General features: G+C 48.8%; 16 protein-coding genes, 1 other RNA gene and 1 pseudogene. 5 read left to right on the top strand and 13 right to left on the bottom strand.

What is annotated here, in order from left to right; all coding sequences use genetic code 11:
- Positions 1-13 precede the first annotated feature (13 nt).
- Together K0H60_RS20680 and K0H60_RS19395 are read right to left on the bottom strand one after the other, a co-directional pair.
- Positions 14-207: pseudogene (locus tag K0H60_RS20680) on the bottom strand (hypothetical protein).
- 161 nt (positions 208-368) lie between these two features.
- Complete coding sequence (locus K0H60_RS19395) at positions 369-1,241, bottom strand: LysR substrate-binding domain-containing protein (RefSeq protein WP_011624411.1); 873 nt, start codon at positions 1,239-1,241, stop codon at positions 369-371.
- A gap of 120 nt (positions 1,242-1,361) precedes the next feature.
- Between K0H60_RS19395 and K0H60_RS19390 the strand changes: the two genes are divergently transcribed.
- A complete protein-coding gene (locus K0H60_RS19390; protein ID WP_220056757.1) occupies positions 1,362-2,282 on the top strand; it encodes a DMT family transporter in 921 nt (306 codons plus the stop codon).
- Between the two features lie 18 nt (positions 2,283-2,300).
- Here the strand turns inward: K0H60_RS19390 and dolP are convergent, their stop codons facing one another.
- From dolP to K0H60_RS19370, 4 genes are all read right to left on the bottom strand, one after another.
- On the bottom strand, positions 2,301-2,867 hold the full coding sequence (gene dolP, locus K0H60_RS19385; RefSeq protein WP_011624409.1) for a division/outer membrane stress-associated lipid-binding lipoprotein: 567 nt from the start codon (positions 2,865-2,867) through the stop codon (positions 2,301-2,303).
- Entirely contained in the window at positions 2,864-3,457 is a 594-nt protein-coding gene (locus K0H60_RS19380; protein ID WP_011070670.1) for a phosphoheptose isomerase, read from the bottom strand. Before K0H60_RS19380 ends, dolP begins: the two co-directional genes overlap by 4 nt.
- Positions 3,458-3,563: 106 nt before the next feature.
- Positions 3,564-3,890 carry a YraN family protein gene (locus K0H60_RS19375; RefSeq protein ID WP_023266395.1) on the bottom strand — a complete coding sequence of 109 codons (327 nt, stop codon included), beginning with the start codon at positions 3,888-3,890 and terminating at the stop codon, positions 3,564-3,566.
- Positions 3,887-5,770, bottom strand: coding sequence for a penicillin-binding protein activator (locus tag K0H60_RS19370; protein WP_220056756.1), 1,884 nt, complete (start codon positions 5,768-5,770; stop codon positions 3,887-3,889). Before K0H60_RS19370 ends, K0H60_RS19375 begins: the two co-directional genes overlap by 4 nt.
- Before the next feature lie 88 nt (positions 5,771-5,858).
- On the opposite strand from K0H60_RS19370, the gene rsmI reads away from it, so the two are divergent.
- Entirely contained in the window at positions 5,859-6,704 is an 846-nt protein-coding gene (gene rsmI / locus K0H60_RS19365) for a 16S rRNA (cytidine(1402)-2'-O)-methyltransferase (protein ID WP_220056755.1), read from the top strand.
- Between the two features lie 75 nt (positions 6,705-6,779).
- Positions 6,780-7,133: RNase P RNA component class A (rnpB, locus tag K0H60_RS19360), an RNA gene on the top strand.
- 100 nt (positions 7,134-7,233) lie between these two features.
- Here rnpB and K0H60_RS19355 read toward each other — a convergent pair.
- The 3 genes from K0H60_RS19355 to K0H60_RS19345 all read right to left on the bottom strand — a co-directional run bounded on the left by K0H60_RS19355 (position 7,234) and on the right by K0H60_RS19345 (position 10,927).
- On the bottom strand, positions 7,234-7,758 hold the full coding sequence (locus K0H60_RS19355) for a hypothetical protein (protein ID WP_220056754.1): 525 nt from the start codon (positions 7,756-7,758) through the stop codon (positions 7,234-7,236).
- Between the two features lie 132 nt (positions 7,759-7,890).
- The gene (locus K0H60_RS19350; RefSeq protein WP_220056753.1) at positions 7,891-9,531 is read right to left on the bottom strand and encodes a BamA/TamA family outer membrane protein; all 1,641 of its coding nucleotides are present in this window, start codon (positions 9,529-9,531) and stop codon (positions 7,891-7,893) included.
- 175 nt (positions 9,532-9,706) lie between these two features.
- Positions 9,707-10,927 (bottom strand): threonine/serine exporter family protein, encoded by a 1,221-nt coding sequence (locus K0H60_RS19345; protein ID WP_220056752.1) that lies wholly within the window; start codon positions 10,925-10,927, stop codon positions 9,707-9,709.
- 155 nt (positions 10,928-11,082) lie between these two features.
- On the opposite strand from K0H60_RS19345, the gene K0H60_RS19340 reads away from it, so the two are divergent.
- Positions 11,083-11,481: an MAPEG family protein gene (locus K0H60_RS19340; protein ID WP_220056751.1), complete on the top strand. Its 399-nt coding sequence runs from the start codon at positions 11,083-11,085 to the stop codon at positions 11,479-11,481.
- 212 nt (positions 11,482-11,693) lie between these two features.
- A complete protein-coding gene (locus K0H60_RS19335; RefSeq protein WP_220056750.1) occupies positions 11,694-14,027 on the top strand; it encodes a YgiQ family radical SAM protein in 2,334 nt (777 codons plus the stop codon).
- A 203-nt stretch (positions 14,028-14,230) separates the two neighbouring features.
- Here K0H60_RS19335 and K0H60_RS19330 read toward each other — a convergent pair whose 3' ends face one another.
- The 4 genes from K0H60_RS19330 to speFL all read right to left on the bottom strand — a co-directional run bounded on the left by K0H60_RS19330 (position 14,231) and on the right by speFL (position 19,472).
- A complete protein-coding gene (locus K0H60_RS19330) occupies positions 14,231-15,385 on the bottom strand; it encodes a porin (protein WP_220056749.1) in 1,155 nt (384 codons plus the stop codon).
- A gap of 124 nt (positions 15,386-15,509) precedes the next feature.
- Positions 15,510-16,829 carry a putrescine-ornithine antiporter gene (potE, locus tag K0H60_RS19325; RefSeq protein ID WP_086904100.1) on the bottom strand — a complete coding sequence of 440 codons (1,320 nt, stop codon included), beginning with the start codon at positions 16,827-16,829 and terminating at the stop codon, positions 15,510-15,512.
- Positions 16,830-16,914: 85 nt separating this feature from the next.
- Positions 16,915-19,077 carry an ornithine decarboxylase SpeF gene (speF, locus tag K0H60_RS19320; protein ID WP_220056748.1) on the bottom strand — a complete coding sequence of 721 codons (2,163 nt, stop codon included), beginning with the start codon at positions 19,075-19,077 and terminating at the stop codon, positions 16,915-16,917.
- Positions 19,078-19,388: 311 nt separating this feature from the next.
- A complete protein-coding gene (gene speFL, locus K0H60_RS20660; protein ID WP_227499260.1) occupies positions 19,389-19,472 on the bottom strand; it encodes a leader peptide SpeFL in 84 nt (27 codons plus the stop codon).
- Between the last annotated feature and the right edge of the window lie 291 nt (positions 19,473-19,763).

Raw genomic sequence — 19,763 nt, 5'->3', positions numbered from 1 at the left:
TCTAAAAAGCGCATTACACAACCACTCGATTAAGCCGACCCATTCTTAGGTCGGCTTTTTTATGTCTGTTATTCATCGGGCTGTTTGATACAGAGCTAATACCAATCGTATTAAATATTTGTTCATTCGCGGGAGTTAAACGGGCTTTAGACAAGGCGAAGGCTTGAAGGCATAGTGGCGCTCTGTCGAAAGCCTTAAACGCAGTATAAAGCCCGTTCAACCCCGCCCTTCGGGAGTTTCACAGGCATCTCACTCCCGTGTTACATTGACTTAAAAGGGAATAACCATTTCTTCGTCAATGCGCCTTGGATTGAGATGCCTGTGAGGCTCTGAACTGATTAGATATTTAATACGATTGGTATAAGTGTTTAGGCCTGGGATTTCAGCCAGGAGGAAAAGGCGGCGATGGCAGGCTCTGTGAGACGGCGCTGCTTACAGATAAAACTAAACTCAAAGCCCGTATGGACATCGGGCAGGTTAACCGCCACCAGTCTGCCGGTGCTGATATCACCTGCCACCATAAAATCGGGGGCGAGGGCGAGTCCTTGGCCCGCAATTGCTGCCTCAATTGCCATTACAATATGGCTAAAAATATGCTGCTGCTCGTTATTCAGCGGGATCTGATGGGCCGATGACCATTTGTGCCAATCGAGTCCCAGTGGCCCTTCGTCCACAATCAGCAGTGCCTGTTGCTGGAAATTGCTTAAGTTAATATCACGCCACTTGGGGTAAAAACTCGGGCTGCATACTGGGATGAGCCGTTCCTTATGCAATAACTGTTGCCAATAGCCCCGTTGATTGAGTTTGCCTGCGATAAAGATATCGGCCGTGCTGGTGCTGAGATCGGGGTCTTGAGTGATCATCTCGAGGCGGATTTTAACGCTGGGATACTGGCGTCTAAAATCCGCTAATCTCGGGATCAACCATTTCACCGCAAAAGAGCTGTACACCGCCAAACAGAGTTGTTGGTTTGGGGTGTCGCGGATCTTGAGATTTAGATCGCTTAACTCATTAAAAATCCTTTCTAACTCAATAAATAAGCTTTGGCCTTTAGGCGTGAGTTGCAATTTTCGTCCCTGACGGTCGAAAAGCTGCTCGCCAAAATATTCCTCTAATACACGCACTTGGTGTGAAACCGCGCTTTGGGTAATGCAAAGTTCGGCGGCAGCCTTGGAAAAATGCTGTTGTCTAGCGGCGGTCTCAAAGACTTGTAGTGCGCGTAATGGAGGCAGCTTTCTCATGATTTTCAACGCCTAAAAGATTTAGTATGAATTTAATTCATCTAGCATGAGAAAGCATCATTTCAGCTTAAGTTTTGTGGGGATTATCATGCCAGCATTGAGATTTGCGGATGGTAAAAAATGCAGCGCCCTGTAGTTATCGGTTTGATTTTATTGATAGTGGGTAATCTATTTAGTGCTTTTTACGATGTATCGATCAAATGGTTGCCAGAAGATGCGAATGCGGCCACGTTTCTACTCGTGAGACAAATCACCTCAGTATTGATGTTACTCCCCATTTGGTTGTACTCGCAGCGACCTAAGACGGAACATATTTCGGTCCACCTTTGGCGTGCCAACATAGGCTCGGTTGGCGCGCTTTTTTTAATTATTGGCCTAATGGCTTTGCCGCTCGCGACGGTCAGCTCCCTGTTTTACTCGGCGCCGCTGATGATTATTCTGATGGGCTATTGGTTTTTAAAGGAGAGGATCATCACTGGACAAGTGGTATGCACTTTACTCGGGTTTGTCGGGATCTTAATTATCCTCAGACCGAGTGAGATGAACTGGTTTGGATTGGCAGTGTTATTTTCGGCATTTACCTTTGCGGTCAATCAGTTGACCCTGAAAAAAGTCCCCAATACTGAGCATCCAGTATTAACCTTGATGCTGTATAACCTGCTGGGTATTCCTGCGACTTTAATCATCGCGGCCTTTCAAGGGCTTGAGGGGCTGAGCTGGGGATTGTTAGCCGTAGCGCTGCTCAGTAATGCCTTCTTGCTGATTTATCATTGGTTCTGCGTGCTGGCCTATCGCCGCGCACAGGCGAGCGATATTGCGATTGCCGAATATACAGGCCTGTTATTTATCGTCTTTTTGGGCTGGCTGTTATTCGATGAATGGTTAGATAGCCTAAGTTGGCTGGGCGCCGCGCTGATCGTGTTGCCGTCACTGTTTTTACCTTGGATTGGCATGTGGATGGCCAAGTCACCCAAGGTGATGGATAACATCCAAGTAAAAGCGTTAGGACTGGAAGCGGTAGAAGGCGAGCCTAAACCCTAAGGGCTTAGGCTCAATCGGTTATTCGATGTATTCGAATACTTTAACGACTTTACGCACACCGGCGGTGTTACGCGCGATATCGACAGCCATATCGGCCTGAGAGCGGTGAATGAGTCCGAGTAGGAAGACTTCACCGTTTTCTGTGATGACCTTAATGCGAGTGACATCCAACTCTTTCTCGTTGAGCATGCGACCCTTCACTTTCGTTGTCACCCAAGTGTCATTACTACGGGTGGTGAAAGAGGTTGGGTTACCGATGCGGATCTGGTTGTGGATTTTACCGCCAAGCTTAAGATCTTGTACGACCTTAATCGCCTTATCCCTCAACATCGAGTTGGGGGCTTGGCCAATCATCAGCACATTACCGTTAACCGAAACACCCGTGATATTCGTTTGTTTCTTCAGATCTTCATGCTCCAGCAGGGCACTGGTGATCTTAAAATCGGTATTGGTATCGTCGAGCTGAGTCTTCACCGAACGCTCATCGTTGGCCATCATGGCGCCACTGACTGCGCCCACCATAACGGCACCGGCGCAACCTTGCAGCAGCATGCAAACCATTAACAGTGGGGCAGCATATCTCATTGCTGTTCGTCCTGCGGGAAGAGCGTGCGGTCGATATTGTCACAGAGGCAGTGGATAACCAGTAAGTGCACTTCTTGAATACGTGCCGTCACGTTGGAAGGGACACGGATTTCCACGTCACCCACGCTCAGTAATCCCGCCATCGCGCCACCGTCTTTACCGGTTAAGGCAACGATAGTCATATCGCGGCTCAGGGCGGCTTCCATGGCTTTAATCACGTTGCCTGAGTTACCGCTGGTGGAAATCGCCAGCAGAATGTCACCTGGTTGACCTAAGGCTAAGATTTGTTTTGAGAAAATCTCATCATAGCTGTAGTCGTTGGCAATCGCCGTGATGGTTGAAGTGTCGGTTGACAGCGCAATCGCGGGCAATGGTGGACGTTCAATTTCGTAGCGGTTTAATAGCTCGGCCGAGAAGTGCTGAGCATCACCGGCACTGCCACCGTTACCGCAGGCAAGAATTTTATTGCCGCCCAAAAGACATTGCACCATCATCTCGGCCGCTTTGGCGATGGATTCTGGCAGTGCTTCGGCTGCATCGATTTTGGTCTGGATAGATTCAGTAAAGCTGTCTTTAATGCGTTCTAACATGGATACATCCTTTCAGGATAAAGTGTGGCTATGATGCCATATTTCCACGGTGGAGTTGAGGCATAAGCGTTAAAAATTATTCGATTAGCTGAGTCGAAGGCCTCGTTTAAAAGGCATCGACTAGCCAGTGGATTTGCGCGTCCTCGATGGCGACAACGTCGAATCGGCACGGCACATCCAGTTTATGCGTCTGTAAATAGTGGCTGGCCGCCATGCGGATCCTGCCGATTTGTGCTTTGCTAAGTGCTTGTATTGCGCCGCCAAATTGATTTGCTGAGCGATATTTTACTTCAACAAATACCCAGTGGTGTTTATGGCGCATGACGAGGTCTATTTCACCAAAGGGATAGCGGACATTGCGCTCGACAAAGGTTAAACCTTGCTGTTCGAGGTAACCTTGAGCGAGCGACTCTGCCTGCTGTCCGAGTGTCATAGTTGACGGAAACTGCCTCTTTGATAGCGTCCCCAGCTTAATTGGCGGTTAATCACGCCGTCAGGATTGACGGATAACACGCCGCTACGTCCATTGAACTGGTAACCCGTGAATGAGCGCATCTGCGCCAGTTTGCTGATCAAATCCATGGCATCATAACCCATCACGAACAGGCGTTTTTGGCCGTTATTCCAGCCCGACCATAGTGTGTTAACCATCAGGTTTTCTTCACTGTTTTGCATCAGCCAAGGTGCATCGCTCATGGTCAGGTTATTTAAATCCTGCGCCGTTTGGCTCGATTCGTTGTCGATGCGGCTGCGGCTTGAGGTGTACAGCGGCACTGGCTGAGTAAAGACGCTGAAGTTCACATCGATAAAGGCCTTGAGCAAGGTTAAATCCTGCGGCGTCGAGATCATATAAATCGCATCGATATCTTGGCGTGAGCGAAAATCGGCCTGTACCGAATTGCCGAGCAGCTCCTTGATCCGCGCGATACGCGCTTGGCTATCACGGACACCGAGTGCATCCTGCACTGTGGTTTTCATCTTGTCGCCACCATCGTAGTAATAGACTTCGATAGGGGTGTCGCTTTTCTTTTTCCAGGCTTGGATAAAGCTTTCTGCCATGCGTTTACCAATGGCGTCGTTGCTGGCGAGCAGTAGTGGCATAGTCACGCCATCTTGATACATGCGTGTTGCGGCATCGGCTGCTTCTTGGGCTGGTGACAGCGCAAAGTAGAACTTATTGATATCTGGCACAAACTTATCGGTTTGATTTAAGAACAGTTGCGGGATAGGTGCTATCGGAGCCGTAGGTGTTGCGGGAGCTGTACCTGTTGGCGTGCTGGTCGCAGGGGTTGTATTGTTCAGTGCCAGTAATTGATCGATTTCATTTGGCAGCAAGGGGCCAATAATAAACTCGGCACCCGCGTTCACCGCTTGCTGATAGGCCGCTACGGCATCATTGGCGGTATCGTAAAAATTCACCGCAACCTGCTCATTGGGTTTGGCTAAATAGCTGGCCAAAATCCCTTGGCGAATCGCGTTGGCTGCACCAGCGCGCTGACCTGTAAGCGGAAGCAGAACGGCGATATTCTTCGGCATAAAAGGCTTGGCATTGAGCGCCCGATCCAAATCGGTCGGTAATTTGGCCGCCGCTGGATGATAAGGATTCTGCTTTTGCCAGTCGCCTAAGTAACGAACCAGTTGATTGGGGTCGACCGCATAATGTTTGGCGATATAGGCGAGTTGCAACCAACCAGCAAATACTGGGTTGTTGGCATCGCGGATAAAGGTTTGCAGGGTTTGCTCATGCATTGGCTGCAATACTTGCCAGATTTGGTTATTGACTTCACTCGCCTCGGCGGGCGGTAAGTAGGTGGTCAATAAACTCAGCTCGCGCACTTGCTCGATTGGTTGTTTATTCAGTTGGAATAAATGCGCTCTAAATTGATGATACGCGGCCATTTGCCAGCCGGGTAACACCCAAGTGCTTGGGTAGCTCAGGGTCTTGAGCGCCTCGACATAGGTCGATGTATGCTCTAATACCCGCGCTGTCAGATATTTATGCTCGGCCACCAGAGTCGGGGTTTGGGTCAGACTTGGCTGCATCGACTTCAGCAGTTTCTGCGCCGCCGCATAGTCATTGGCATTGATATAGGCATGCGCCGCCAGCAGCAGGTTAGTGTCGCGCTGCTGTGGATCTTTGCTATTCGCGGCCTGCGCTAAATACACATTGGGCGCCAATGGAGCAGAGGCTAAAGAGGTGGCCACTGTGGGGGCAGTGCCGGTTGAGCTGGGCGCTTGGCTGCCGCAACCCGCCAACACTGCGGATAAAATGGCCACGGAAACGAACTTAGTTGTATTCAGGCTTTTTAACACTGGGCTTCACTCTGGTAAGATGCTGCCTCTAGTTTAACCTTCTCTTGCGCTTGACGAAAGTCTTGGCACTGTCATTACCGAGGTATATATGGACCAAAGCGTCGCACTCTACATTGTTCCCACTCCCATTGGTAACTTGGGGGACATGAGCCCACGTGCTATCGAAGTGCTCACTCAGGTCGCATTGATTGCCTGTGAAGATACGCGCCACAGTGGCAAATTATTGAGTCATTTCGGTATTTCTACCAAAACTATCGCACTGCATGATCATAACGAGCGCGCCCGCGCCCAATGGATTGTGGAGCAGTTAGCCGCAGGGCAATCGATTGCGCTGATTTCCGATGCAGGTACACCGCTGATTTCTGACCCCGGCTATCACTTAGTCTCACACGTGCGTCAGTCGGGTTTTAGAGTGATCCCATTGCCCGGCCCTTGCGCGGCGATTACCGCATTAAGCGCGTCGGGTTTACCGTCGGATCGTTTCTCCTTCGAAGGCTTCTTACCTTCTAAAGAGAAGGCGCGCGCCGATAAGTTACTCGAGCTTAAGGAAGACTCTCGCACGCTGATTTTTTATGAATCACCGCACCGCATCGAACACAGTTTAACGACCATGGTCGAAGTGTTAGGCGGCGAGCGGCAAGTGGTGATGGCGCGGGAAGTCACTAAAACCTTCGAGACCTTCCTCTCAGGCCCTGTGGCCGAGGTGCTGGCTACGGTCAGCAGCGATCCTAACCAGCAAAAAGGCGAGATAGTGCTGATGGTACATGGTCATCGCGCCTCGGAGGATGATGACGCCATTCCGACTGTCGCCATCAACACCTTGAAATTACTCTGTGAAGAATTGCCCCTCAAAAAGGCCGCCGCCATTGCCGCGCAAATTCACGGCCTTAAAAAGAATGCCCTGTATAAGTTCGGTTTAGAGTCGGATTTATAAGCGGATCTTTGAGATAGGCGCACATGGGCGGGATTAACAGTGGTACGCGCAGATTGCTTAGGCTATAATCCGCGCCGAGTTGGCCAGACAGTCGCTGCGCTCGCAAGAGCGGGGAGGAAAGTCCGGGCTTCAAAGAGCGGGGTGCCAGGTAACGCCTGGGCGGTGCGAACCGACGACAAGTGCAACAGAGAGGAGACCGCCATCATAGCTTCGGCTAAGGTGGTAAGGGTGAAAGGGTGCGGTAAGAGCGCACCGTGCGGCTAGCAATAGTCCGTAGCAAGGTAAACTCCACCCGAAGCAAGACCAAATAGGGTTCCGTATGGCGTGGCTCGCGTTGGAACCGGGTAGGTCGCTTGAGCCTGCGAGCGATTGCAGGCCTAGATGAATGACTGTCCAAGACAGGACCCGGCTTATCGGCCAACTCATCAAATTCAGTAAAAAGCCCGTTTATCTATTAGATAAATGGGCTTTTTATTTGCTGAGTGATTAGCGGGTTGGATAGCAATAAAAGAAGATTCTTCCCTATTATCTATTTGTTGCTATGGGCTTCATTATTTGGTGTTGGTTCTACTGTTGCCGATAAGTGTTTTTGTTCACTCGCAAGCACTTGCGCAATATTAATAAGATTCTGAGCGAGTTCTTTCGCTTTATCCTCGGGGAACTTGGTCGCCAGTGAGACTTGCAGTTTTTCCTGCAGATTTGCTAATACGGCTTGTTTATCGATATCTGTGACTGACTGCTTGAGGTTAGTGACTCCACTGGCGAGGGTCTGTAGCTCTGGGAACAATTGCGCGTTCTTTAACGGGGCTAAGAGTGCTAAGTCCTTTAAATTTGCGTCGTCGACTTTATTGTCTAAGGTCAGAAGCAGATTATCGACTCTGTCGAAGGTCTGTTCGCTGCGACTAATTAAAGGTGCGATGGCGGCATCTTCTATGAGTCCGGTGAATTTATCGACGGTGGCGTATAACAATCCCGCGACGATAATCAGCGGCAGCATGATCCCCGTGAATAATCCGACCCAAAAGTTGTTAAGCCCAGCGGCGAAGTTTTTCATCTTAGTCCCTTATTCCCGTTAAACGCTTAAGTTACGCTATGCGCTTTGTCGATGGCTGACAAGCGTTTACTGCTAAAACTGCGTGCTCAGCGATAAAACGAGGCGCATATCCGATGCGCGATAAATCACGGATTAGAAGCTGCGCTTCACTAAGAATCGCCATTCCCAACTGTTGACCGAATCGCCGCCAGTGTAGGGCACTGAGAGGTCAATATGGGCGACGTTGCCGTAACTGGAGCGAGAGGAATAAATCCGCGCGCCAATACCGATACTGGCAAGCGGGCCGCTGACCTCGTTATTGGCCGCTAACGGACCGCCCGAGGCTTGGCCGACATCGGCAAATACCGCCCAGCCGAGTTCGGCCAATTGGTATAGGTTGATATTGGGATAATTACGGATTTCGGCGGTGAGTAACCATTGGTTATCGCCCTGTTGATATTCGTTGGGATAACCGCGTACCCCAGTTTCATCGCCGAGCCCTTCGGTGAGATCGAGGTAAGTGTTATTCGACACACTCGCCCACGCCTTGCCATAGGCTATCCATTTAGGATTGATTTGATAGAAGTACTCGGCCTGAACATTGGCTTGATAGGTATCTTTTTGGGTGGTGCCTAAGGTGCTGGTGGCACCCATTTCGAGTAACCATAAATGCTCATCAAACTTATAACCGCGAGTGGTTTGCCATTTGAAGTGGTAACCCACTGGGTTATTGTCGCCTATATCATTGGTCTCGATACCCAATTGAATATAGTGGTGCCAACCTAAGTTAAAGTCTTCGTTATTACGAATAAGATGCACGTTATTGAGCACCTGAAAGTCATCCTGAATAAACTCATAGGCGACCCAGGGATACATAAAATCCCTGTCCTGCGGTAACTCGGAAGTGGGGTACACCTCTGAATTGGCAAACTCGTGCTTATCTTGGGTGAAACCAGTGATAAAGCGCGATAAGTGATCGTTATTCTTATTGATTAACCAGCCATATTGCAGATTGAGATAGTCGACAGTGTGCTCAAACTCGTTCACCTCTTGGCCGTTTTGCCGCAAGATATCGGTGCGGCTATCATCTAAAAACTCTGCCGAGTACATGGTCTCAGTATTCAATGAATAGAAGGGCTTACTGACATACACATGCTTAGCTTGGCCGTCGCTATTATCGTAAAACTCGGCGGCAACAATACCGTGGTCGATAATGCTAATGGGCGCTTCGAAGGCAAACTTATAGCCAGTACGGGATTCATCGGATTGATATTTTAAGCGGGTGCGTATGCCTGTTCCGAAGAGATTGTCTTCTTTCACCCCAAAGGAGTAACGGGTGTCACCGCCTGAGCTACTAAAGCTGGCCGTGGGGAGCAATGACCAGTTATCCCAGGTTTCGATAACAATCGACTCATCATCGGGGTGAACATCTGCCTCGGGGTCTTTCTCGCTGACATAGACTTTTGCATCGCGAATATAAGGTTCGGCGCGCAGCAAACGTTGGGATTCGTCGAGGTCTTTTTGGGTAACAGTATCGTTTTCACCAAAGGTCAGCCTATCCTTAACCACATATTCCTTAGTGTTGATATGCAGATAGTTTGCCCAGCGGTGGATGAAAAATGTATCGGGATCGGATTCATCGAAAATCGGGTTGCTCACCACGACAATCTTACTCACCTTTTTCGGGGCCTCGGCGGTTGCAGTTTTGGGCACGACCTCATCCGCTCTGGCTAGGCTGACTAGACCACAGAGGCAACAAGGTAGAATCGATGCATACAGGGTAAACTTCTGCATAAAACCACTCCCGTAAACTGGATGGAGACAGCTTAAGATTCTGCTGTGTTTCACAATTTAATAACACACGGGAAGTGGCGATTAGTCAAGGAAACATTTTAATAAGATTATGATTTTACTTAAGGTTACTTTAAGAATCGGGCTGGAGTTGGCGCCAGCCCTGAGAGAGGGGATGTTACAGCGTACGTCTTGGTGGTACCACGACGTTGGCAAAAATCAGTCCGGCGATAAGCGACATAAAGATCAAAAAGATCTGCGATCCAATATGGGATTGGTTAAGCATAGTTTCGCCGGAGATCAGTGCGTTCAGCCCTATGTAGGTTTTACTGCCTGGCACTAAAATCACAATACCTTGCAGTAATGCAATCGAGGCGGGCGCCTTCATCCAACGGGCGAAGAGATTGGAATACACTCCTACCGCCAAGGCGCCGAAGAAGATCCCCACAGAATCCCCAAAAAAGTGCCCGCCTAACATGGCGGAGAAGAATGCCACTATCCCCGCCAGTACGCCCCAGGGCGAATCTTGCATCCTTGCCTTAAAGATAAACACCAGCGCCATCGAGAGAATCGGTACTGCCGACCAAATCGCCCAGCGTGGTAAGCCCTCAGGCTCGATATGAATGGCTTCACCGAAGAAGGCTTTACCTATCGCCATTCCCAGCACAGCGCCAAAATACAACTTAAACAACAACATACTGGCATCCATAATCCGCGCTGTGCCCGAGATCAGGTCGCGTGCCGCCAGTTCTGCCAACCCTAAGGTTAGGGCTAAGCCGGGAATAAAGATGATGATGGAGGAGAGGATCACCACGGGAATATTAATATTGGGGTCAACGCGGGCAATGGCGCAGGCGGCAATGGCGCAAACAATCGTCGCAAAGGGCTCTAAGACTTCCGCCATGCGAGTCGAGCGCTCGGCGCGGTACACAAAGCCATAGACCAGTAAGCCTAACAAGCCTGACCAAAAGACATCGTTCCAACCCGTGCCCATCAACATGGCAAAGGCGGCCGCTGAGGTGCCAAAGGAGAAACAGGTTAATGCTGGGCCGTAGGGGTTGGGTTTGTTGGCGATTTCCTCTAGCCTATCTAAGGCTTCGGTGAGCGTGCGTTTACCCGAGGTGAGTTCATCCACCAGTTCATCGGTGCGGGCGAGGGAGCCTAAATCCAATTCGCCGGGTTTAACCCGCGCAACATGGTTATATTCTTGATCGGTATCGTGTTGTAATACGAAGGTCATGGAGGTCGGTGAGATTAAAAAATAACCTTCGATTCCGAGCGTCCGTGAGACGGTTTGCAAATGGGTTTCAAGACGGTAAGCGGGTGTGCCAAACTTATGTAAAGCCTTGCCTAGCTTAATGATAAATTTACGCTTTTCGAGAAACTGTTCGTTATCCAATCGGGCTATTCACTGTATAAAAAGTTGTAAGAGATCACGCGCGCATATTAACCTATCTTGTCGCTAAAAGGTTAATGGCTTTTAAGCTTAATACAAATAAATTGCTGAATTTTTGCGGCAAATGCCGCGGTGGTGTTAATTAAAAGGGAATCGCTATGCCGTTGATGGTAACAGGGTTTTACGCCAGCTTGACTGGGTTGTTGATAATCGCGCTGGCTTATCGAGTGGTGAAATTAAGACGAAGCCAAAAAATCGGACTCGGCGATGGCGGCAACAATGCCTTGGCGCTGGCGGGCAGGGTACATGCGAATCTGATTGAGAATGCGCCCATCGTATTGATTTTAATGCTGGTGGCCGAGGCGGGTGGTTTGGCGCATTTCTATTTGCATTGTTTCGGTACTGTGTGGATTGTGGCGCGCTTGCTCCATGCAATAGGGTTAACTCAGGGGAAAGGCGGTTATCATTTCGGCCGTTTTTGGGGCGTGTTGCTCACTTGGTTGGTGACTATCAGCTTAGCCTTAGTCAACTTAGTGCATTTTGTCCAAAGTCTGTAATTGCTGAGATAGGGTAATGGCCGTCTAAGCCATATCCCTAGCCACTTTAGGGGTATTGAGCACATTGGTGCAAATACCCCGAAAAACACCTCGGCTGCTGTTTTTTTAATCGCACTTATCCCTGTTTGCCTGCTATACTCCGCGTCCCTAAATCGGTGCGGCCCGTTTTTGCCTGCACCTTTGTTTGACATTACGCTTTTGGGTCAAAATCGATGCAAGTTGAATCCACACTGTTTAGCCATCCCAAGTATTGGGCCGAGTGCTTTGGCACCGCGCCTTTTTTACCTATGTCTCGCAAGGAGATGGAGAAATTAGGCTGGGATAGCTGTGACATTATTATTGTCACTGGTGACGCCTATGTGGACCACCCAAGCTTTGGCATGGCGGTCATTGGCCGGATGTTAGAAGCCCAAGGCTACCGCGTTGGGATTATTTCTCAGCCCGATTGGTCGAGCAAAGATGCCTTTATGCAGCTTGGTCGCCCGAATCTGTTTTTTGGTGTTACCGCCGGCAACATGGATTCGATGATCAACCGTTACACCGCTGACCGTCGTATTCGCAGTGATGATGCTTATACTCCTGGCGATGTGGGCGGTAAGCGTCCCGACCGCGCCGTGACCGTTTATACCCAACGTTGTAAAGAAGCCTTTAAAGATGTGCCAGTGATCATTGGCGGCATCGAGGCGAGTCTGCGCCGGATCGCACACTACGATTATTGGTCGAACAAAGTCCGCCGCAGCGTGATTTTCGATGCTAAGGCCGACATCTTAATGTATGGCAACGCCGAGCGTCCGCTGGTTGAAGTGGCGCGTCGTTTAGCCGCGGGTGAAGCGATTGCGGATATTCAGGATGTACGCGGTACAGCCGTTATCCGTAAAGAACCTATGCCCGAGTGGCGTGGGATGGATTCGCGTAAGATCGACCAGCTGCATAAGATCGATCCTATCCCGAACCCCTATGGCGCAGACGATGTGGGCTGTGCCAACTTATCTGGCCCATCGGATGTAAAAATTTTCGATAACGATGCGCCAAAACCTATTAGTGTGCAGCCAGCACGCCCTAAGCCTTGGGATAAAACCTATGTGCTGCTGCCTGCCTTTGAAAAGGTCTCTGAGGACAAATACTTATACGCCCATGCCTCGCGGATTTTGCACCAAGAGCAAAACCCGGGGTGCGCGCGAGCGCTGTTCCAGCCCCACGGTGACCGTGGCGTGTGGGTGAACCCGCCTGCTTGGCCGCTCAATACCGACGAGATGGATGCCGTATTCGATTTACCCTATAAAAGGGTGCCGCATCCTGCCTACGGTAAGGACAAAATCCCCGCCTATGACATGATCAAAACGTCGATCAACATCATGCGTGGTTGCTTCGGCGGCTGTTCATTCTGCTCGATTACCGAGCATGAGGGCAGAATTATCCAGAGCCGTTCGCAAGAATCGATTATTAAAGAAATCAAGGATATTCAGGATAAGGTTCCCGGTTTTACTGGGGTGATTTCCGACTTAGGCGGCCCCACCGCTAACATGTATCGCCTCGGCTGTACCAGCGAAAAAGCGGAGAAAACCTGTCGCCGTTTATCCTGTGTGTATCCATCGATTTGCGGCCATTTAGGCACAGATCATAAACACACTATCGACTTGTACCGCGCCGCTCGCGCCGTGCCCGGCATTAAGAAAATCTTGATTGCTTCGGGTGTGCGTTACGACTTAGCGATTGAAGATCCGGCCTATGTCAAAGAGTTGGTCCAGCACCATGTGGGCGGCTATTTGAAAATCGCCCCTGAGCATACCGAAGAAGGGCCGCTCAGCAAGATGATGAAACCCGGCATGGGCGCCTACGATAAGTTTAAAGAGTTGTTCGACAAGTATTCTAAGGAAGCGGGTAAAGAGCAGTTCCTGATCCCTTATTTTATTTCGGCGCATCCGGGCACGACCGACGAGGATATGCTCAACCTCGCGCTCTGGTTGAAGGAGCGTAAGTTTAAGCTCGACCAAGTACAAAACTTCTATCCATCGCCAATGGCAAACGCAACGACCATTTATCACACTGAGTTGAACTCGTTGAAAAACGTGAAGCACAGCAGTGAAGTGGTACCAGTGCCGAAGAAGGGCCGCCAACGCCGCCTGCATAAGGCGCTGCTGCGTTACCATGACCCAGCGGGTTGGCCTATCATCCGCGAAGGTTTGATTGCCATGGGGCGTGAAGATTTGATTGGTAACAGCCCGAATCACTTGGTTCCACCAGAGGGGCGCAACGAACGTGGCCCGAAATGGATGAAGGATGCTAACCAAGGCCAAAAAGCCCTGACGCGTTTCTCGGGCAATCAGTTCGATGAGCGTAAGGGCAAAGGCAAACCGAGCGCAAGCAAGCCTAAGGGGCCCAAGTCTGGGGCGAATGCAACGCAAGGTCAGCAGCCTAAGAGCAGCCGTCCGGGCGCTAAGGCACCTTTTGGTCAGTCGGGCTTTAAGGGAAAATCAGAGCAGAGTAAGGCGGGCCACCAAGGTCGCGGAAACAAAGCCTCTTCAGGCCGTCAGCACGCTAAGTAACGGCGAAAAAAAGCCACTCCAGTAAACCTATTTGGAGTGGCGCAGAGATGATGGTAAACCAGCGGTACCATCCAATGAGTGTGTGGCGAGCGTTTGTAGACGGAACGTGCGCCGCACCTCAGTCTCAAATGGGCCCACGGATATGAGGAACGTGAGCCACTATCCCTCAATGTACGGGAGAGCCTGATGAAGACTTTCCATTCCTAAAAGAAGTAGTTAATCCCTACCGCAAAGCCATTATCTTCCTGCGCTTCGAGTGCTGGATCATCCATGTTGCTGAAATCTAACTTCATTTCGGCAAACATCACAGTGTCGTTACTGTAACGGTAGTGCAGGCCAAGCATAGCGAATTGGCGGGTCCATTTGCCTTGGATGGGCGTGCTGGCATCTGTATCTAAGTCCAAATAGCTGAGGACAATCATAGGCACAAAGCCATTATCGAATTGATAGGCCGTCATCAGCTCGGCACCAGTGGCATCGTAGAGATCGCCGCCGACCAGCTCATTGTTCTTGCTCTGATGGGCGTTAAAGCCGACGTAGAGACCACTGGCTTCGCGGTTATCGGCATAGTGGTAATAGTCACCATACATGGCGCCGATACCGACGATTTCGTTGGTTTCATCGACTTGCGTATTACCTAGGTGGCCTTCAAAGTCGCCACGGTTAAAGCCAGCGAGCAGTTTAAATTTGTCGGTGAGTGAGTAGGTTAGGCTGGCACCGTAACTGCTGTCGAAATCGAGCTCAGAGTTAGCCATTTCGCTGCCGTCATCGTTTTTTAAGGTGACATTACCATTGGTTTTGGCGGCGTATTGTAGGGCAATTTGCACTGGGCCAAAGCTATTACGGTAGATAAACGCAGAGTCGGCGCGGCCTGTTCCAGTTAGTCCGCCATCGCTAAAGGCGTAGGCGCCGACACTGTATCCGGCGAAGACGTTCGGTAAATCCGTTGTGCCTGCCACATCGTAGTAAGCGCCCCATTGCTTACCAAAGCTGAGGCTACCCCATTCATCGTGCGACATACCGACATAACCTAAACGGTTGTAGAGGAAGTCTTCGGTTTTTTCAGCGGCCAATTTGCCACCTTGCATCACTAAACTGTCATCGCTGGACACCATGTTGATGCCCCATTCCGTGGTGGCAAAGGCGGTCCAGCCATTTCTTTCGCTGCGTTCAAAGCTAAATCGTACTCGGGAAGAGTCATCAATGACAGAGGTATCGTGGCTGTCGTTAAGTGCCGCGAAGCCTAACCAACCACTTAAATCTAATGAGTTTTTTTGTTCGTTATAGAGCTCAACCGCTTGGCTGCTGGTGGCGGCCAACAGCACAGGTAGCATTAGAGCGATGCATGTTTTTTTCATAGTTCCACCGAAATTAGGCAAGTTTTGTCTGGGGACCTTAGGCACTGTGGCTTAAGGTCCCTGAAGACGGATTGGTTTTATGTTTCTTATCTAGTAATGGGTGAGAATCGCAGAGGAGGCGTGCTCACGCTGCTTTGATCTCAGCTGTTGGTGTTTTATTGGAAATCACCCCGTAGATGGTCCAACCGAAGAAGGTCGCGATAGCGCCTAACATCACTGCGGTTTCACCAGAGCTATAGAGGGCGTAGAAGCTATACAGGGCGCCGATAACCGCAATCACGTTGGCGACACGGGCCTTGTTCGCTGGTACTTTGAGTTGTTTTTGCATCACGCCTAGGGCTGCCATCGATAGGATGTAAGGCACAATGTTAGTCACAACGGCGAGGTTCACTAGGGCTTCAAACTGTTTGCTCAGTGATGGACTGATAGTCATCAAAGACAGTAGGGTTTGAATCGAAACGATGATAGTCATACCCCAAATTGGCGCATCGGCTTTACTGACCTTAGAGAACACTTTAGGGAAGAAACCTTCATCGGCAGAGGCTTTAAACACTTGCGCGATAGTGAACTGCCAACCCAGCAGTGAGCCAGTACAGGAGATAATGGCGCAGGCCATCACGATTTTACCGACCACAGGGTTAAACATTTGCGCAAAGGCGAGACCGAAAGGTGCGTTTGAGTTGGCAAGGTCGGCGTTAGGCACAATACCAGCAATCACGTTGGTTGAAACGATATAGATAAGTGCTGCACCTAAGGTACCACCCATTACGGCGATAGGAACGTTTTTCTCTGGGTTATCAACTGTCTCTGAGTTAGCACAAGCCGATTCTAAGCCAAGGAATGCCCATAAAGTCATCGCGATTGAACCGCCTAAGGCTTTAAAGAAAGGCAGTTCATGTGGGTTCCAAGCGCCTTTGTAGAGGTCGATGTCGAACCAGAACCAACCGATTAACGACACGCCAATTACAGGCAGAATAATCCCCCACACGGTGACGCTACTCACGCGACCCGTAATGCGGGCGCCACCAAAGTTAGCCACGGTTGCTAACCAAAGCACGCCAATGGTCGCAAGACAGATAGCCATTGGGCTTAAGTTCACTTCGAGTAGCACCGCGGCATAACCCACGGCAGAGATAGCGATGGCGACGTTAGCGATTAATAGCGATACCGCATAGGTGTAGTTCGCCATAAAGTTACCGCTGCGGCCGAAGGCATATTCGGCGTAACCGCCCATACCACCGGATTTTTTACTGAACATACCGCATTTGGCAAAAGCATAGGCAAGGGCCGTAGAACCCGCCGCCGTAACTAACCATGAAAGGATAGAAATAGTACCGACTTGGGCTAATTGGGTAGGCAACATGATAATACCTGAACCCATCATATTGACTATGGTGATAATAGTTAATTGGACGACACCAATTTTATTTGCTGATTTACTCATAATAATGGCCTAATAATGTTATTCATTATAGAAGTTTGAAATTGACTGCAGAGCGGGGTTAATTAACTCTGCAGTTGGGTTTCAATTATTTATTTAATACATAACCTAGGGCTTGGATTTTTCCGTCTGGGGTATTTTCAAGGTAAACACCTTGTAATTCAGGGGAGAATCCGGGTAATAAGTTGATGCCTTCTTCAAGGGCTAAGAAATAACGTTGTACCGCGCCGCCCCATATTTCACCTGGGACCACACATAACACCCCTGGTGGGTAAGGCAATGCACCTTCTGCGGCAATGCGTCCCTCAATTTGTGACAGCGGCACTAACTCCACTTTGCCACGGATAAACTCGAGGTTGGCTTCCTGTGGGTCCATCACTTTGGTTGGGAAATGCGCCTGGCGGAACATTTCTTTTTGCAGTTGTTTTACGTCATGGCTGACATAAAGGTTATGCATTTCTTGGCACAATTGACGAATGGTATAGTCTTTATAACGGGCTTTATTGGCGTTATAGACGTTAGGTAATACTTCAGATAATGGTGCATCTTCGTCGACTAATTTTTCGAAGCGAGATATTTGCGACACTAAGTGTTGCATCTTTGCCATATCTTCCGCAGGCGTCATTAGGAATAAAATCGAATTTAAGTCGCACTTCTCTGGAATAATATTATTTTCACGTAAGAAGTTAGCCAGAATAGTTGCAGGAATACCAAACTCAGTATATTTACCGGTTTCGGCATCGATACCCGGTGTGGTTAATAGGAACTTACAAGGGTCTACGAAATATTGGCCTTTTTCGTAACCATCGAAGGAGTGCCATTTTTGTCCTGGCTCAAACTCGAAGAAACGTAAATCATCGGCCATTTGTTCGGTTTGATAATCCTGCCATGGGCGTCCCTCGATCATACTAGGGATAAATGGCTTGATATATTTACATTTTTTGAGCAGTAACTTGCGAGCTTCGATACCGGCTTTGACCGCTTCACGCCACAGATAACGGCCGCTGGCGCCTTCGTGCATCTTAGCGTTCACATCCAATGCGGCAAACAGCGGATAGAAGGGGCTGGTAGAGGCATGCATCATAAAGGCGTTGTTGAAGCGTTTATGGTTGCAATATCTGGCTTGGCCTTTGATATGTGAGTCTTTTTTGTGAATTTGCGAGGTTTGTGAGAAGCCGGCCTGCTGTTTATGCACTGACTGAGTCACGATGATACCGGGATCTTCAGGCGTCAGTTCGAGCAGCAGAGGTGAGCAGTCATTCATCATAGGAATAAATTGCTCATAGCCAACCCAGGCTGAGTCAAACAGGATGTAATCGCATAGATGACCAATACGATCAACAACTTGGCGAGCATTGTAGATAGTACCGTCGTAGGTGCCCAGCTGGATAATGGCTAAACGGAATGGACGTTGTTCATCGGCACGCTCAGGCGCAACGGCGCGGATTTGTTCCCTTAAATAAGACTCTTGGAAACAGTGGGCATCGATGCCACCAATAAAGCCGAAGGGGTTACGGGCGGTTTCTAAATAAATCGGTGTTGCACCGGCTTGTATTAACGCGCCATGGTGGTTGGATTTATGGTTGTTACGGTCGAATAATACTAGGTCGCCCTTCGCCAGCAGTGCGTTGGTCGCCACTTTGTTTGAAGAAGAAGTGCCGTTGAGCACAAAGTAGGTTTTATCGGCGTTAAAGACCTTGGCCGCGTATTTTTGTGCATCCAGCGGCGCACCTTCGTGGATTAACAGATCGCCGAGTTTAACGTCGGCATTACACATATCTGAGCGGAAAATGGTTTCGCCAAAGAAATCGAAAAATTGGCGACCCACAGGATGTTTACGGAAGAATTGACCACCCTGATGGCCCGGGCAGGCGAAGGTGGAGTTGCCCATTTCCACGTATTTTTTCAGTGTGCCAAAGAACGGCGGTAATAGGGCTTGCTCATATTTTTGGACGGCGGTTTCGACCTGTTTACCATAGAAATCGGTATTGCTACCGCAGAGCTCAAATACCCCGGTAATAGAAGAGCAAATATCATCTGGGAAGGTTTCTTCACAACAAACTGATACGAAAATAGGCAGTTTTAATCCGGTATTTTTAATTTTTTCAACAATACCATTTTTAACATCATCAACAGAGACTACAGCCGCGCCAACATCGCAAAAATCTGTGGTTAATACATTGACAACTTCTCTGTCTATTTCAAAACATGATCTAACAGATAAGCTGGCGGCAACTTTTAATGATTTCATCGTTAATTTCCCTTTTACTTTAAAAAGTTTTGGATACAACTTGGCCTATACCTAATTAAAAAATATTAATGGCATTAAATTAGATATGGCTATTCCGTGTGCAGATATGATGAGGCTATAAATCGTCCTAGAATAAAATAGATAGATTTATTCCGAGAGAATTATTTGGCCGCAGCTTGGCTGCACTGACTAAAGAATGCTTTGATTTAGATGCGAGATAATAAACCTGCAAAAACAGTACGATAAGTGTATGCGCTTACAAGGGCAATACCACTTTAGACCTGTTAATTGGCCTACTACCTACGCGAAGATTAGCGAAGGAAGATGTATGAATGGTCGAAATAGTCGCGTTGGCTAGGCATCATGATATGTCTAGTGCGCCGGATATGTGCCATGATTTTTGATTTCCTCTTCATATACAACTCCATTATGAGATTAGAGAAAATGATTGATACGTTTTATTACGGTATGGAGTTTATCTATGTGTTATCAATAAAAATATGATCTGTGTCTTATTTTTAATTAACTGTAATTATTTATTTCACTATTTTTTATCTATTTAAATACAGTCAATCATCCTTAAGTATCATTATCTAAATAACGAAAGTAAATATTGTCAAATTAATTTAAAAATCAAAACTGCATAAATTAATAAAGGATAAATATCTAATTTCGCTCTAATCACT

This window comes from Shewanella mangrovisoli, assembly GCF_019457635.1.
Classification (GTDB): Bacteria; Pseudomonadota; Gammaproteobacteria; order Enterobacterales; family Shewanellaceae; genus Shewanella; species Shewanella mangrovisoli.
Note: the sequence above shows the minus strand (reverse complement) of the source record. Positions and strands in the feature narration are given on the sequence as shown.